12 protein-coding genes are annotated in these 15,550 nt (G+C 45.8%); 6 read left to right on the plus strand and 6 right to left on the minus strand.

What is annotated here, in order from left to right; genetic code table 11:
* Positions 1-54: 54 nt before the first annotated feature.
* The gene (locus MJO52_RS17600; RefSeq protein WP_252083259.1) at positions 55-1,239 is read right to left on the minus strand and encodes a serine hydrolase domain-containing protein; all 1,185 of its coding nucleotides are present in this window, start codon (positions 1,237-1,239) and stop codon (positions 55-57) included.
* Positions 1,240-1,296: 57 nt separating this feature from the next.
* Complete coding sequence (locus tag MJO52_RS17605; RefSeq protein ID WP_252083260.1) at positions 1,297-2,142, minus strand: alpha/beta hydrolase; 846 nt, start codon at positions 2,140-2,142, stop codon at positions 1,297-1,299.
* A gap of 220 nt (positions 2,143-2,362) precedes the next feature.
* On the opposite strand from MJO52_RS17605, the gene MJO52_RS17610 reads away from it, so the two are divergent.
* Entirely contained in the window at positions 2,363-4,531 is a 2,169-nt protein-coding gene (locus MJO52_RS17610; protein WP_252083261.1) for a winged helix-turn-helix domain-containing protein, read from the plus strand.
* A 270-nt stretch (positions 4,532-4,801) separates the two neighbouring features.
* Here MJO52_RS17610 and MJO52_RS17615 read toward each other — a convergent pair whose 3' ends face one another.
* Positions 4,802-7,615: an Ig-like domain-containing protein gene (locus tag MJO52_RS17615; RefSeq protein WP_252083262.1), complete on the minus strand. Its 2,814-nt coding sequence runs from the start codon at positions 7,613-7,615 to the stop codon at positions 4,802-4,804.
* A 450-nt stretch (positions 7,616-8,065) separates the two neighbouring features.
* Here MJO52_RS17615 and MJO52_RS17620 point away from each other — a divergent pair, with 450 nt between their 5' ends.
* Positions 8,066-8,884, plus strand: a complete 819-nt coding sequence (locus MJO52_RS17620; RefSeq protein ID WP_252083263.1) for a hypothetical protein — start codon at positions 8,066-8,068, stop codon at positions 8,882-8,884.
* Positions 8,885-9,086: 202 nt separating this feature from the next.
* Here the strand turns inward: MJO52_RS17620 and MJO52_RS17625 are convergent, their stop codons facing one another.
* A complete protein-coding gene (locus MJO52_RS17625; RefSeq protein ID WP_252083264.1) occupies positions 9,087-9,986 on the minus strand; it encodes a LysR family transcriptional regulator in 900 nt (299 codons plus the stop codon).
* Positions 9,987-10,128: 142 nt separating this feature from the next.
* On the opposite strand from MJO52_RS17625, the gene MJO52_RS17630 reads away from it, so the two are divergent.
* The gene (locus tag MJO52_RS17630) at positions 10,129-11,619 is read left to right on the plus strand and encodes an aldehyde dehydrogenase family protein (RefSeq protein ID WP_252083265.1); all 1,491 of its coding nucleotides are present in this window, start codon (positions 10,129-10,131) and stop codon (positions 11,617-11,619) included.
* A gap of 36 nt (positions 11,620-11,655) precedes the next feature.
* Complete coding sequence (locus MJO52_RS17635; protein WP_252083266.1) at positions 11,656-12,780, plus strand: alkene reductase; 1,125 nt, start codon at positions 11,656-11,658, stop codon at positions 12,778-12,780.
* A 183-nt stretch (positions 12,781-12,963) separates the two neighbouring features.
* Here MJO52_RS17635 and MJO52_RS17640 read toward each other — a convergent pair whose 3' ends face one another.
* Together MJO52_RS17640 and MJO52_RS17645 are read right to left on the minus strand one after the other, a co-directional pair.
* Positions 12,964-13,665 carry a cytochrome c biogenesis CcdA family protein gene (locus tag MJO52_RS17640; RefSeq protein WP_252083267.1) on the minus strand — a complete coding sequence of 234 codons (702 nt, stop codon included), beginning with the start codon at positions 13,663-13,665 and terminating at the stop codon, positions 12,964-12,966.
* The gene (locus tag MJO52_RS17645) at positions 13,658-14,059 is read right to left on the minus strand and encodes a thioredoxin family protein (protein WP_252083268.1); all 402 of its coding nucleotides are present in this window, start codon (positions 14,057-14,059) and stop codon (positions 13,658-13,660) included. Before MJO52_RS17645 ends, MJO52_RS17640 begins: the two co-directional genes overlap by 8 nt.
* A 337-nt stretch (positions 14,060-14,396) precedes the next feature.
* On the opposite strand from MJO52_RS17645, the gene MJO52_RS17650 reads away from it, so the two are divergent.
* Both MJO52_RS17650 and MJO52_RS17655 read left to right on the plus strand, forming a co-directional pair.
* On the plus strand, positions 14,397-14,756 hold the full coding sequence (locus tag MJO52_RS17650; protein ID WP_252083269.1) for a hypothetical protein: 360 nt from the start codon (positions 14,397-14,399) through the stop codon (positions 14,754-14,756).
* A 49-nt stretch (positions 14,757-14,805) separates the two neighbouring features.
* Positions 14,806-15,369: a DUF4166 domain-containing protein gene (locus MJO52_RS17655; RefSeq protein ID WP_252083270.1), complete on the plus strand. Its 564-nt coding sequence runs from the start codon at positions 14,806-14,808 to the stop codon at positions 15,367-15,369.
* The last annotated feature ends 181 nt before the right edge of the window (positions 15,370-15,550 follow it).

Here is a 15,550-nt window from a genome sequence, read left to right on the forward strand (position 1 = left end):
AAACACCCGGCCTATAAAAAATATAGGCCCATAGTTTGCTTTAACTACTTTCTATTAAGTGGATAAAGCAAAGGCAGGCAGAATACGTTTCTCTATTAAATCCAGGGTTTTATCATCATCACCACGGCCTGTGATCGCAATTACCAAATCCAAATCTTCAATAGAGATCACATACTGGCCACCACCGCCCCAGCCAAACTTCGCCAAGTATTTCTTGTTGCCAACCTTCAGAGGGGTTCGCCAGAAGAAATAACCATAGGAGAAATTGGTGTAGTCAAACTCATCATCTGTAGGAACAGCCACTTTACCAGTAGCCTTGGCAATATACGCCTCCGGTATTAACTGGTGGCCATTCCATTTTCCCTTATTAAGAACCAAAGTACCCCACTTAACCATACTGCGCGATGTCATCATGGCTCTTGATCCTGCCTGGGGCACCCCACTAACAGCTTCCTTCCAGTGATAGCTATCGATCCCCATCTTATCTAGCAGCTCTTTTTTAATAAAGTCGCTCGCGGAACCGGGAACCACGGCATCCAGAACCAACATTGCAATCATTGGGTCTGAGCCTTGGTATAAATAGGTTTGCGATTCTGAGGTTATCGGTTTGCTATGGCTCAAATAGATTTGAGCCAGCTTTTTCCCTGTTAACTGCTCTTTGTTTTCCAGTAAGGCGCTCAGTTTTTCCTCTTTAATACGAATTCCTGACTGCATGCTCATGGTATGATTCAATGTAACAAGCTCTGCGCCTTTAACAAGCTGCTTCCGATCCAACCCTTTTAGAAAGGAAATGACAGGCTTGTCCAGGTCTGCCATGGTCAAATAACCTAACTGTATCGCCCGACCAATTGCCAGGGCTGTATAGGCCTTGGTGGCAGATGCTTGCGGGTGAGGCAAGTTTACACGTCCAAGGGAATAGTAGGATTCAAAAACCAGTTTGTTATTTTGGGCGATAAGCAGGCTATCGTAGGGGGTGTGTTGGTTATCCGCTATTTCCTGGGCCAGCTGTTGCAAGCTCTCTTTGATTTTATCTATCTCACCGACTGGAATACCATCTTCTCTATCCGTTGGAGCTGTATCAATAAATGCTTTTTTTAGCTTTGGCGTGGATCTCTCTAGGCTTGGGAGGTCACTACGATAGTCGGCCATATTTATTTCTGGTGCCTGTAAGTCTCCCGCGCCTGCAGTGGCGCTTATGCCGTACAATAGGCCGATTGTGATTAGCTTCTTAAAAATCATCTTATATCCTCAATTTAACGTTGAAGTTTTTATTAATATGACTCGATATGCTCTCGATTAATTTTTCAGCTTCTCGGCAAGCCAATAGATACTGCGTACCGAAGTCTTCGGGAACGCTGTAGTGTGATTAGCGGATTCAATAACCACCGGCTCCAGAGTTAAATTAGCCAATTTTTGGTTCTTTAATTCACCAACAAACTTTTCTACCGAAGCGCCCAATTCCTTCTCTAATGCACCGTAAGCAATAAATACATTGGTTTGTTTGGGTAGTTCCATCAATGGTTTGTTAGGCTCTGATTCAAGACGAGAATCCATATAAGTGCCTATCAATCTTGATGGGCTACCGATAATATAGTTTTGAAAAGTATCCGGTTGGCTTATTAAGGCGTAAACCCCAAAGAGCCCCCCGAATGAGTAACCGAAATAAGTGCGGTTATCTGGATTCGCGCGGTAATTGCTTTCGATATACTGTATAACGTCATTTCTTATAAAGGCGAGATACTGATGGGCCTCTCCTTTATATGATTTTTTATCCTTTTTATTAGAGAGAACTGCCGGTTTAAAGTCTCGATATCGACTTGACCATTCTTTTTCAGCACCGGCCATATCCTTCTGCCAACTAATACCCACCAAAATGGCATCTTCCAGTGCGTATTCAGTGGTGGCAGATAACATTTCAACCCCCCATAAAGCATCTGTATAGTAAATAACCGGATGCTTCTTAGTATCACTCTCCTCGTATTTCTCAGGCAGCTTAATAAACAGCTCGTATTCTCTATTATTGCTGGAGTCCTGAATGGGTATTACTTGGATTGTGGATAACTCCAGGGCCTTATGCTCATCTGCTTTAAGGGCTGTAATAGGTAGCAACAAGAAGAGGGCGACTAGTAAGCGCTTTTTCATATCAGTATTTATACCGTTACATGTGATCGAAGAAGCACTCAATCTAAACAAGGAGCCAGTGAAACACCTGAAGTGCTCCTGATTTTTCGATGACTTTCTACTGCTGGTATAAAGTGCTTGTTTATCAATAGGTTACAAGGCGGGCTTTAGATGTAATCAGGGTTTATGCTAGTATCGATAGCAAAAATGTAGCTCAAATTTTGCTCAGGTAGATACATCAATGGCTTCACAATATTGGGTGGGTGAGTTCTTTATTGATTTATCCAGAAACCAGATCACCCGACATGAGCAATCGCAAACGATCCCCCCAAAAGCTCTTGCCGTCTTAACCCACTTGGCAAAGCATCAGCGAAAGGTGGTGAGCCAGGATGAGCTACTGTCTAAGGTCTGGCCCGATACAATAGTCACACCGAATACGCTGCAAAGAAGTATTACGCAACTTAGAAAAGCCTTTGGGGAGGATCGCAAGCAGCAGTCTTATATTAGAACCCATGCCAAACAGGGTTATAGCCTGGAATGTGATATTGTTTGGCAAGATGGTAGTTCTATTCTACAGGATAAGACAGCACCGGAAGAAGACGCCCTCTCTCCTGCTCCCCCTGAGCCTGTAATAGATATACAACCAAGTAATCCGGATTATCAAACCCAGCCAATTAAACCAAATAGATTCCCAATATTTGCGCTAATCGGGATGGTATTATTGATATTTGTTGGATTTAATTACTCTTCACCCAAGCAAAACGCTCAGCTTATATTTGATCGATTACAGGCAGTAACGGCTACGGATCACAAAGAGTTTGGCCCCTCATATTCACCTGATGGTGAATATATTATATTTAATCGTTATTTGGATAAGCTCTGTGTGAATAAAATCTGGGCCAGGAATATACATACCCAGCAGGAAACGGAATTAACTCCCGAATGGGGTACTAATGGCCGCCATACATTATCTCCGGATGGCAAAAAACTGGTATTTATTTCAGAAGAAGACTGTACCATACCGCTAACCCAGAATACCTGTTACAACCTGGTAAGCCTGGACTTCCAAAAAGCTATGGTAAGCCCACAACAACCAAATGTATTAATGCGCTGTAAGAACTCGGCCATTAAAAATCCGGTATGGTTAAATAACAATGACCTCGCTATTTTGCATAATGAGTCTGATCATTGGCGGCTAATCAAATATTCAGTGAGAGATAACACGAGTCAGGTACTTTATGACTTGGAAGAGGGAAACCTAGCTCACTTTGATTATTCAATCGATGACGATTTAATAGCCGTCACCAGCTATCATCAAGATGGCCAGCTTTATATCGATATGCTGGATTCTAAGGGGGCGCTTTTAACCAGCCATCCGATTGACTATCCAGATGAGATATCTGAACACAGAGCCATTTCCCCTAACTTTTCACCGAGAGAGGATGAGCTAATCTTTAGTACAGGGCGAAGACTCTTCTCTCTCACCTATGATGGCAAGGTCAGTAGAATTCAGTTACCTCTGGACCAGTCTGCCAGCTCTCCAGACTTTCATCCAGGTGGACATAGAGCACTGGTTATTAAAGGGCAATACGATAGTGATATTGCCTCAATACCGCTAAACCTGCCTGGGGCTAGCACCACACCTTCAGAAGAAGATGTCAGCACAATTTACCCAAGCGCCACACGGTCGATTTCCGGGGAGGATGACGGTATTTTCCAACCCAATGGCAACTTGATTGCGTTTACCTCCAGGCGCTCTGGTGAAGACCAGGTGTGGGTGACTGATGGTAGTGATTTACGGCAGGTATCTCAGTTTCCAATCGATACCAATATCGACGGTATCCATTGGTCTGCCGATGGAGAAAGTATTCTGGTAAATGCCAATAATGAGCTCAATAAAATTTTCTTGGATGGCCGTGTAGAGGGCTTGCCCCTGAATGCGCCTGTTGATCAGCTCTTCCAGTGGGACAGTATCGATAATTCAGCGTTATTATCCTTGACGATTAAAGGGGTTACACAATTTGCAGAAGTCGATTTAGATAGCCTTGAGCCCAGGTTTATCAATGAAAAACAAGTTAGCTGGGCCCAGAGGACTAAAGATGGTCGGCTGATCTATATGGACCATATGAACCGCTTCTGGCAGCCCGGCCCTGCTGAAGACCAACTAATTGAGAAGCTGGTTAATCAAGGTAGCGAAAAGAGATTTGTTATCAAAGAGAGTGTGATTTACTCAATCAATCGAGACGACCAGCTGTGGTCATACAATCTCGACACCGATATCTTTTCCATTTTGAGGGAAATGCATAGGGATATCGATTACTTGACCGATGTTAATCAAGAGAACCTGATGATTACCTATGTTGTTGCCGCTAAAAAGGAAGTGGCTGAGCTCTTTTTAAGAAATAAATAAGCCAAGCAACTACAAGTTAAGAAAAATTTAGGCTACCAAATGTTTAATATTGAGAGACATTTAAATTACTCCCAAGCTAACAAAGGATTTATAACCTTTCTTAGATAGCACTAGAGAATATTATCAAGTGCTGCTTCCATAGGCACACTACCATCCAAGTAGGACTTACAGTTGTGGTTGAGAACCACTTTGTAGTCCCTACGAACGATTTAAAAACCACATTTCGGGATAGAGAGATAGGACCCCTTTGAGCAGGGGCCCTGCTGATCTTTATTTGGAAGCTAGTGCGCGTTGACCAGAACGTAAATCGATAACGATGATTCCTTGCTGACCGCTATCATAGGCAAAAAGTCTACGGCCATCTTCGTCGATGGTCATAGACGTGAGACTGCCCGCCCAAACATGGCAATTTAAAGTAGAACAATTCCCACCACTAGACAGTATTGATTGTGAAGCGTCGCCCAGATCGATAGCTATCAGATTTTCGCTGTAGGTGCCAGAGAGTCCGTCAGTGCCCACAAGAAGCCGATTGCCAATTGTATCCAAGACAATACCTGTAGGGGACTGCTTTCTATTGCCACCATGCACCGTCGAGGCGAATGTACTCTTTTCACCAGTAGTCAAGTCTACCTGCCAGATGCCACCTGTACCTGAATCGCTGACGAACACACGATTATTAGCCAGATCCAGCGCTAAGCCGGAGGGATGGCTAAAGAAGGGGGTGTGGCCGAGGGAATCATCGCAAATAATTTCCCTATCGCCGCTATCCAGGTCGACGGTTATCAGTCCTGAGTGTTGTAACAAAACTATACGATTGTTAGTGATATCCAGCTCCATGGCCGCTACAAGACCGAAAAACGCGGGCCCCTCACCAATTCCGGAACCAGAGATTACCTGGGACTCTCCGCTTTCTAGATCAAGTTTGACAAGCCGGTTCCAATTAGGATGATTATCAAATATATAGGCGTAGCGACCTGACTCGTCGGAAACAATTGTGGATGGCTCAACACTCTTCAAGGGCAATGCATTCGAATCAAAGTCAGTCACAATAGTACGATTGCCGTTCTGCAAGTCTATTTCCACAACTATGCCATCATCATCGGAAACCGCCAGTAACCGATCGATCGAACGGTTATAACTTACATAGTCCCATATATAGCTGGGTCCCGTCCCGACATGATTGGAGGAAATTTCTGTGCCATCACCGGTACTTGTATCAACAGACATGATCACCGGATCGAAACCAATTCCGGACACCAGCAAACGATCGTTGTCAGCCCCTCGACTAATTGACCAGGGGTAACGAAGCTGTAACCCTTCACCTTTTGTCCAGCTAGTTACAACTGATCGATTACCGGTTGCAATATCCACTTGCAGGATATTCTGGGCGTTACCATTGGCAACATAAATTTGACCACTATCAACATCGACGATTAAATCCATTGGCTGGTGAATGGGTTGGCCGCTGCCAATACCATTGCCGCTTATTGTTGTTCTATTACCGCTAGCAATATCTACCTTAAGAATAGAATCGGTCCTTTCATCACCCACGTACAGCTGTCCATTCATCTCATCTAATGCAATACCCTTCGGGTACATCATATCGGGGCCAGTGCCCGCCGGGGATGATGAATTGGAGCTTGATATAACGGTGTAATTCCCGCTCGACAGATCAAATTTAATAATCTCACCATAAGTCACCGTTGCTCTTGTAGTGTAAGCCTCACCTCCAGAGCCCGTCAGTGTCAGTGCCTGGAGGTCTGCAGGAATCCATGTGGTCAATTGCTTACGGTTACCAGTGGTGCGTTGCACAGAATAGATACTCCCGTCATCATCTAATACGATGAGGTAGTCATCGGCAGGATTACTGCGTACTTCCGGGAAGTTTTTCTCCATGTCAATCGGCTCTAGCATCGGACCGGAACCGTTCGATGGACCAGAAATCACTCGGCGCGAACTGCCTATCTCAAATATCGTGCCCAAAATGCGATCGGCGAAATACCAACCTCTATAAAATTTATCGTAAAACACACCGACCGGAGACTTGATTAACTGCTCGTTCTTAACAGTGAGTGAGTCTTGGACCGTTTCACCAGTGACAAACTGGGCTGAAAGTGTGTAGGCATCCCGACCTTCATTAATCGGACTATCGAGATACCAGGTTGACGAAGAAGTTGCGTTCACAGTCGGTGACTGATTATTGATGGCGATACTGGCCAATTGCTCAGAGGCATTATCACCATTTTCAAGATCCAAAACCCTGGCAGTAAGGGCGAGGTTGGAAAGCTTTCCGACCATATTGGCACCGCCCGTCGGGAAAATAATGCGAGCCGAAGGTATAACCAGATTTGTCACGACAACTTGCAGCGAAAGCTGGTTCGAGACCCCCTCACTATCCGCGGCACTGATGAACAGCTGATAATTGTTATCCTCGTCACTATCCGCAGGCGACTCAAAATCTGGGGCCGTGTTGAAACGCAGCTCTCCACTAGTTGAATCAATAGAAAACAACGCAACATCAGCACCACCGCTCAAAGAATAGGTAACCTCGTCCTTATCTGGGTCCTTAGCCGTAGCGGTGTAAAAAATACCGCTAACACCTTCTTTGACTGTGATCTCAGCTGCAGAAGAAAATTCTGGAGCGCCATCATTAACATCAACAACGGTAATTACAATTTCCTGGGTTGATTGGCCGCCGTTACCATCGCTGGCCTCGACCGTTACCCGGTAGACATTATCTCCATTTGAGTCGGCAGGATTCTCGAAATCCGGTGCAGAGTCAAAGCGCAGCTGGTTTCCATTCTCGATTAAAAAACGGGACTGATCTTCACCACCGATAATACTGTAACTGATACTGTCTCCATCAGCGTCACTAGCCGATAGTGTGAGTAGAGCACCGGAACCATCTTCCCGGAAGGCTATTTCGCTTAAGGATAAGAACACGGGCGTACGATTGGATGGACTATTGGGGCTGTCACTGTTCGAACCACCATCGCTCGAACCGCTTCCACCACCTCCGCTACAGGCTGACAAAAAAATTAGTGGTAAAATTGTAGTCAATGTTTTTCCGAAAAACTGCTTCATATTCGGCTCCCTATTTAAAGGATCATTATAATTCTTATGATGCCTTGAATGCCAAAAGCGATGTAACCTCTAATCCTACTCCTCTTAGATGCTTTCGACGCATCAAGCCATTTAAGATTTATATTGCTGTAGTAATCTCGCGATCGGTAAGTTTCGTAAGTTGTACACAAGTGTCACTTTATCTATCACAACGAACTCTTTACTGATTTCCGTTAGAAGGTGACGACACAGGTTTAGTGAATATAGGTTCCGCCACTAATTAAGTTATCCCTTAAGCTGTAGCCAGTTGGCATGTTTGAATACCAGCTTTATCATGCGCACATTCCTATTGGATATCACCTTTACCCACTATGTACTGCTGAAAGCTCACCTCTGCATGGCAGCCTCTAGGAACTTACCATTTGGCGACAACTATTAGTTTTATAACCCTCGTACTATTAAGAAGTAACAATGAAGTGCATTCTGAAACTCCTCGTATTCACCATATTAATCTATTCTCAACTGACCTCTGCCGAGCTTTCGGAGAACAGCTTGATATCACAGGAAGATGCAAACTTCGCCCAAAATTATATTGGCAAATTTATGCAAAAGGATTCCGACTATGTGATAAGTCTTGTCGATCCAGAGCTGGCTGATGAACTCACACCTGAATTACTTGAAAAAATTCTCACCCACCTTCCAGAGGGGAACCTGCTTTCCACTGAGCTAATTGGTTCAGAAGCACAAGCCACCAATGACACTTGGATTGGAAATTTCATCTTCGAGTATCACTTTGAAGGTGGCTGGGCCTTGGCAAATGCGGCAATTAAGCGATCGGAGGGAAAGACTACCATTATAGGGCTTAATGTTTATAAAACATTGGCATCACAAAAGGAATTGAACCGTTTTACCTTATCCGACAAATCCCATTTACACTATTTAGTGCTGGCGATGACCATTATTTCCCCAATATTTATCCTTATAACGCTAGTAGTCTGTATTAGAACACCACTACAAAAGCGCAAATGGTTATGGATACTATTTATCCTATTTAGTGTCGGGGCAATCAAGCTTAACTGGACCACTGGGGCTTACCAAGTAAAACTCCTCAGTTTCCAGCTTTTTGGTGGCGGGGCGGTATCCGCAAGTGAGCATGCTCCATTAATTCTTACCGCAGGATTCCCATTAGGTGCCATAATTTTCTGGTTCAAACGTCGCAGTTTGATTGGCCAAAACAAAAAGACTGAACAAAATCAGCTGGAGCTTAAGGAATCAAATAATTCTGTTTGAGAGTGGCTATATAGAAAAGCGAGTAACGATTTATAACCAGTCCCACGCAAAATTGTAGAGAACTTTCTAGAGCCAACTGAGAGCTCAAGGCTTTTATCTACTACTACAGTGAGCAGCTCTTCATTCCGGAGAGCTGCTCCCTAAATCGAGAAATCGACACCTTATCCTGGAGTCGATAATTCCAGAATATTGCCACTTATTGTTAAACCTCACTTTTAAACAATCTCATAAGCTGATCAACTACCCACATATGGAGCTGGCTGTGATTAGATCGGCTATGCCATGCTGCAATGACTTCAAATTTTGGGGTTTGTGTATCCAAGTTGAGAGGAATCACTTTCTTATTGGGCAGCAATCTTGAAGGGTAAAAAGCAATTGTGTCAGTGGCAGCAATAATATCTGGTGCGGCTGAAAAGCAAGGTACTGACATTACGATATTGCGCTTTAGTCCTTGCATAGCAAACCATTCATCGTGAGACCCTCTCAAGTTCGGGCGAGAAGGCGAAATAATCAATTGTGGAAGCTCGGCTACGTCAGCCAAAGTCAATGACCTGCCCTTTAGAGGAGATTTTTTTCCTGCAATACAGACATGTTGCTCTTCAAATAACAGTTTGTAAGGCAAATCATCCGGGATGAAATCAGGGAAAGTGAGCGCTAGATCGATCTCGCCGGCAACCATTAATTGATTTAGGTTATCTGTTTCAAAGTCCCTGACGATAACTTTAAGTTCCGGGGCACATTTACGGACAACCTCTAGTAGTTGGGGTAGTACCGATTGAATCGCGTAGTCTGTGGCGCTAATGCTAAAAACCCCCTTATAGGTTGCCGGGTCAAAAGCAATTGGGGTCAGCAGTGACTCTACATCCTTTAAAATGCTGCTGATCCTACCACCCAGCTGTTCGGCAATAGGAGTGGGCACCATGCCGTTACCTTGCCTAATGAACAGACGGTCATCAAATACTTCCCTCAACTTACGCAGCTGCTCACTGATTGCTTGCTGAGTTAACCCTACCTTTTCCGCTACCCGCGATAGGTTTCTCTCTTGCAGTAGGGCTTCCAATATACGTAGCTGTTTCAGGTCTAACCGACTTATACCATTCATATTTGTAACCAAGACAAAGAGTAGTTGTTTCTAATTGTATCTTTGCCTATCTATTATTCCCACCATCGTAAGGCACAGCCACATCTGGCTGGGGCTATTTACTAGCCCAAGTAGTTACTCTTCTAATTATCTGGAGATAGATATGAGCCGACCCACTAAGCGCTTTGCTCCTCAGGAATCTTATAAATTATTTATTGGTGGTGAATGGGTTAATAGCAACTCGGGGCGTACGATAGACAGCCTCAATCCTGCTACAGGCGAATTACTGACTCGCATACCGTTGGCTGATTCAAGTGATGTCGATGCTGCTGTCATTGCGGCAGAAAAGGCGTTCCCCACCTGGAAACTTACTTCCGCTATTGAACGACAGGATTCACTGCTCAAAATTGCAGACATGCTTTCAGAAAAGAAAGCATTTTTCGCCCACCTTGAGGCATTGGAAACCGGCAAGCCAATTCGCGAAACTTCAAATATTGATATCCCACTGGCCATCGACCACTTTCGCTACTTTGCAGGGGTTATCCGCTCTCACAGCGACGAAGCGGTGATGATTGATGATCAAACCATGAGCTTGGTATTCAGCGAGCCAATGGGTGTAGTCGGTCAGGTAATCCCATGGAACTACCCTCTGCTGATGGCCGCCTGGAAGATTGCACCCGCTATCGCAACCGGTAACACCGTAGTGATTAAGCCATCCGAGATGACTTCATCCACCCTGCTGGAGCTGACCAAGATTTTCAAAGAAGTATTACCAGATGGTGTGGTGAACGTTGTCACCGGCGTAGGCCCAGAAGCGGGCCAGGCTTTACTGGATCACCCTAAAGTCGCGAAGCTGGCCTTCACCGGGTCTACCGGCATCGGCTATAACGTGGCCAAAGCTGCGGCTGATAAATTGGTGCCGGCAACTCTGGAGCTGGGCGGTAAATCAGCCAACATTGTATTCCCAGACACAAACTGGGAAAAAGCACTGGAGGGCGGAGCCCTGTCTATCCTGCTGAACCAGGGACAAGTCTGTGAATCTGGTGCCCGCCTTTTTGTCCACGAAACTATCTTCGACCGTTTTACCACTGAATTAAAAGCCAAGTTTGAAGCCGTGAATGTCGGCGATCCGATGGACCCCAATACGCAGATGGGCAGCCAGATCAGTGAAGCTCAAATGAACCGTATTCTTGGCTACATAGATGTCGCCAAAGAGGAAGGTGCAAAAATCCTGACTGGAGGTAATCGATTACAAAAGCCGGGATTAGAACAGGGTTTTTATATTGAGCCGACAATCATTACCCATGCCGATAACGCAATGAAAGTCGCACAAGAAGAAATCTTTGGCCCAGTTGTTGTAGTGATTCCATTCTCCTCTGAGGAAGAAGTTATAGCGATGGCCAACCAATCCGATTATGGCTTGGCAGGTGCTGTTTGGACTCAGGATATAAACCGTGCACTGCGCGTTGCACGAGCCGTGGAAACTGGCCGCATGTGGGTGAATACCTATCATGAACTCCCTGCCCATGCACCGTTCGGCGGTTACAAGAAATCAGGTATCGGGCGTGAAACCCATAAATCGATGATTGATGCCTACACGCAGAAGAAGAATATCTTTATCAGTCTTAATGAAAAGCCCTACGGTCTTTTTTAAGCCTCACTGCAATAAGCTTTTAGCAGGAAAGTAGTTATGAAAAACGAAGCACTGTTCAGTGAAATCAACCTGGGCCCTTACACCCTGAAAAACCGCATTGTGCTGCCGCCGCTTACCCGATCGCGTAGTTCACAGCCCGGTAACATCGCTAATGACTTAATGGCCAACTACTACGCTCAGCGTGCCGGTGCGGGCTTTATGGTTACAGAGGGCACGCAAATTGAGCCCCGCGGCCAGGGTTATGCCTGGACCCCCGGAATTTATTCACAGGACCAGATCGAAGGCTGGAAAAAAGTGACCAAAGCCGTACACGATCAAGGCGGTATTATTTTTGCCCAGCTTTGGCATGTGGGGCGTGTATCCCACACATCACTACAACCGGGTGGAACGGCTCCTGTTGCGCCGTCTGCAATTCGTGCAGATGCGGTAAAGGTATTTATTGAGACAGGGCCAGGACAAGGTGCTTTGGCTGAACCCAGTGAGCCTCGTGCACTGACAACAGAAGAAGTTAAAGAACTGGTGCAGCTCTATGCCCAGGCAGCACGCAATGCTTTGGAAGCAGGCTTTGACGGCGTTGAGCTGCATTGTGCCAATGGATATCTTGTAAACCAGTTTATTTCTGAGCATACCAATCAACGCGATGACGAGTATGGCGGTAGCCTGGAGAACCGACTGCGTTTCCTCAAAGAGATTGTTGCAGCGGTATCAGCAGAGGTAGGCAATGATCGACTCGGCGTTCGATTTGCTCCGCTGTTTGAAAGTACCGATGAGGACCGTGTTTATCTTGGCCTGGTGGAGAGTGACCCACACACAACTTATATCGAAGCAATCAAACTATTGAACGAGGCAGGAATTGCTTACCTATCTTTAGCAGAAGCGGATTGGGATAACGCACCGGATTTACCCGAGAATTTCTACCAGGAAGTACGAGAGATCTTTGGCGGGCGCATCATGTATGCCGGCAAGTATTCCCCAGAGAAGGCTTTGCGGGTGCTGCAGGCGGGTAACGGAGATATCTTTGGTTTTGGTCGCCCTTTTATTGCCAATCCGGACCTTCCCATACGTATTCGCAATGATTGGCCTCTTAACAAGGTTGACCCGGAAACCATGTATGGCGGTACCGATGAAGGCTATACCGATTACCCTTCTTACCAGCCATAATTTTTAACAGTTCCTTAACAGGACATAAAAAAGCCCCAGTAATTGAAGGTTACTGGGGCTTTAAACTTACTCGTAAAACTTCTTGGATTCCTGAGGTAATTTTCAGTGTTTTTCCAGACACTAAAATAACTATTAGTCGCTTTGGACACCTCGACTAAATAGTGATTTATTTTGAGATGATTATTAAAAACTAAAAGTCCACTCAGGCATCCAGTTCAAAGCCCAGGTTTCCAGGACTTTATCAAAGCCACTCAACACCATAATCCCAAGCAACAAAAGTATGGCACCAAGTGCTACTTTGCCGCCAACAGCAAAAGTACCAACTGATGGTGATAAGCGGCTATAAATTTTCCTTGATAGCCCGCCTGCCACCAGTAGCGCAGCGCCGGTACCAAGCCCAAAAGAAAACATCACCATAAATGACTGGCCTAGTTGCTGGCCCATGGAAGCAAGCGCGATTGCTGCACCTAGCGTGGGACCAACGCAGGGCAACCAAATAATTCCTGTGAGAAAGCCGATACCAAACTGCCCGGCCCAGGCACCATCACCAGTAATACTCGCCCCAGCGGTAACTTTCGATAAACGCAGAGTCACCCAGTCAGAAAGTGGTTTAATCAGTAGAATAAGGGCAACGGCCACAAGCAGGATTGCAGCAATATAGCGAAATAGCTCTGGGTCCAGCCCTAAAGAGACCAGCAGGAAACTGAGTACAGTTCCCGCCAGGGCAAATGACAAGCTGAGCCCTACGGCGAGCGCATAAGGCCCCCAGCGCCCAGCACTGCTGGAGGCGCCAACCACCATTGGCACCAGCGGCCAAACACAGGGGGAGAGAATACTAAGTGTGCCCGCAATCAAGGCCAGGGGGATGGCGCTGACTTCAAGCATTTTCGCCGCAGGCCTTAACTGAGTTAAAGATATTCTGGCGAATAACATCAGCGCGTGTTTCAGCAACACTGAACCATACCTGCTTGTCCCCACGATAGAGCAGCAGAGTTGACTGCCTGGGCGCACGGAAATGCTTTACCCACTCTTTTTGCTTGTCGAAATTCACATTAAGGATTGTGAGGCCGCACTGGGGGTTATCTTCCTGGAACTGCGCAAGAATTATGCCCTGCTTCTTACAGGTAGGGCACCAGTCTGCCCGTACATCAATCAATACGGGTTGCTTGGCAGCTTGCAGCTCTTTGAAGCGCTCTTCGGAGAAGGGCTCTCCGGCTGATGCGAAGGGCATAGAGAGCAGTAAGATAGCTAAGAACAGGGTGCGGTGAAATACTTTCATGCTAGTAATATCCCAAGTGAAGGGTTGAAAATTTCAATAAATAGGCAAGTTTGACTGCTTACCTAGATTTGTCGTACTAGCTAGTAAATTTCTTACACCCGGTAGCTTTAAATATAAGCAACCTCACCTGTTCCGGAAAATCTGAGAACTGTGACAAATCTCAGGCTTCACTTATTGACTGGCTGTTCTTAACCATCTGTTGGGCCTATCTACCCACTAAGTCACTTGATTGCTGACAATATCCCTATAAGATCCCGCGGGTAATTTTTGCGACCGTAACAAGCGTGTCTCAAAACTCTACGTCAGTTTTCAATGTCAAATGGATTCAGATCGAAAAATGAACAAACTTTTTGCCCTTATAGCCATTACTCTTGCCACCGCTTCCTGCATGCAACTCGAAGTCAAACCGGGCCGTGTTATTGGCGATACCGTGGATGCGGGCAAAGAGGCTTATCAAAGTATTCAACGCAGCCGCCGCGGTGAGGAAGAGAGAGGTTTCTCCCATAAAACCAGTTACGATTCTGCCATTTCTAATGCCGCCAATATTGCAGGCTGCAAGGAAGAGCTAATGGAGGTGGTTAGTGTTTCAGACCTCGTTGTATCCCAGGTGATTTCTGAGTCTTCTGAAGTGCTGGTTAAGGATGGTGATAAAACCATTTACTGCGCAATGCGAGCCGTGGTTCGCCCTAAAGCTTGAACACTGCAGAAAACAAAAGAGTTCTAGTGATTTCTTTAAGTATTAACCAGTGAATACTGCCGTCATCAACTGGTTTGGGCCTAGTTTTAGTGAGTTGAATCCACTTTTGCAGCACCTGCATACGCAAGGTGCCAAGCTGTATGGGGAGGTGGAGACCCGTTTTGGTTCCGGCGTCGCCGGCTGGATTGGTCGACGAATGGCGCACAAGCTAGGGGCTCCAACGACAGCTGGCAAAGTGCCTTTTTCTGTAGACATCCATCACTCCCCAGAAAAACTGACTTGGTCCCGCACTTTTGCCAGAACCCATACTGTTACCTCAGAGTTCCAGCCAGTAAAGACCTACCAACAAAGTGGTTACTGGGTGGAATCCACTGGCCCTGTCAAAATACATCTAGGGGTCTCAACAGAGGGTGGCAACTGGCAATGGCTACAGCAATATGTGTCACTTTTTCGTATTCCTATTCCAACAATATTCAGGCCAAGGGTTTCCGCTGGAAAAGCCGTTGTGAATGGGCTCTACCAATTTGAAGTAAAAATCTCCTTGCCGGTGCTGGGCCTTATCTTTGGCTACTCAGATACATTAAAGAAAGACGATGGAAAAATGATCGATTAAACCCGTGCAGTTCACTAGGGAGCCCTTGAGTAACTCCGTAATATCTCTACAGATTTTGAAGACTGCAGGTGTTAGGCACAGCTTGCAGCGAATGGCCATAGCCCTTTGCAAGGCAGCTGTAGTCTTCAAGACCCGCCTACAGGGTTTTCAGAGGCTCCCCCAGGACTTGTTGTAAAAACAG

The sequence above is a fragment of the Microbulbifer variabilis genome, from assembly GCF_023716485.1.
Taxonomy (GTDB): Bacteria; Pseudomonadota; Gammaproteobacteria; order Pseudomonadales; family Cellvibrionaceae; genus Microbulbifer; species Microbulbifer variabilis_B.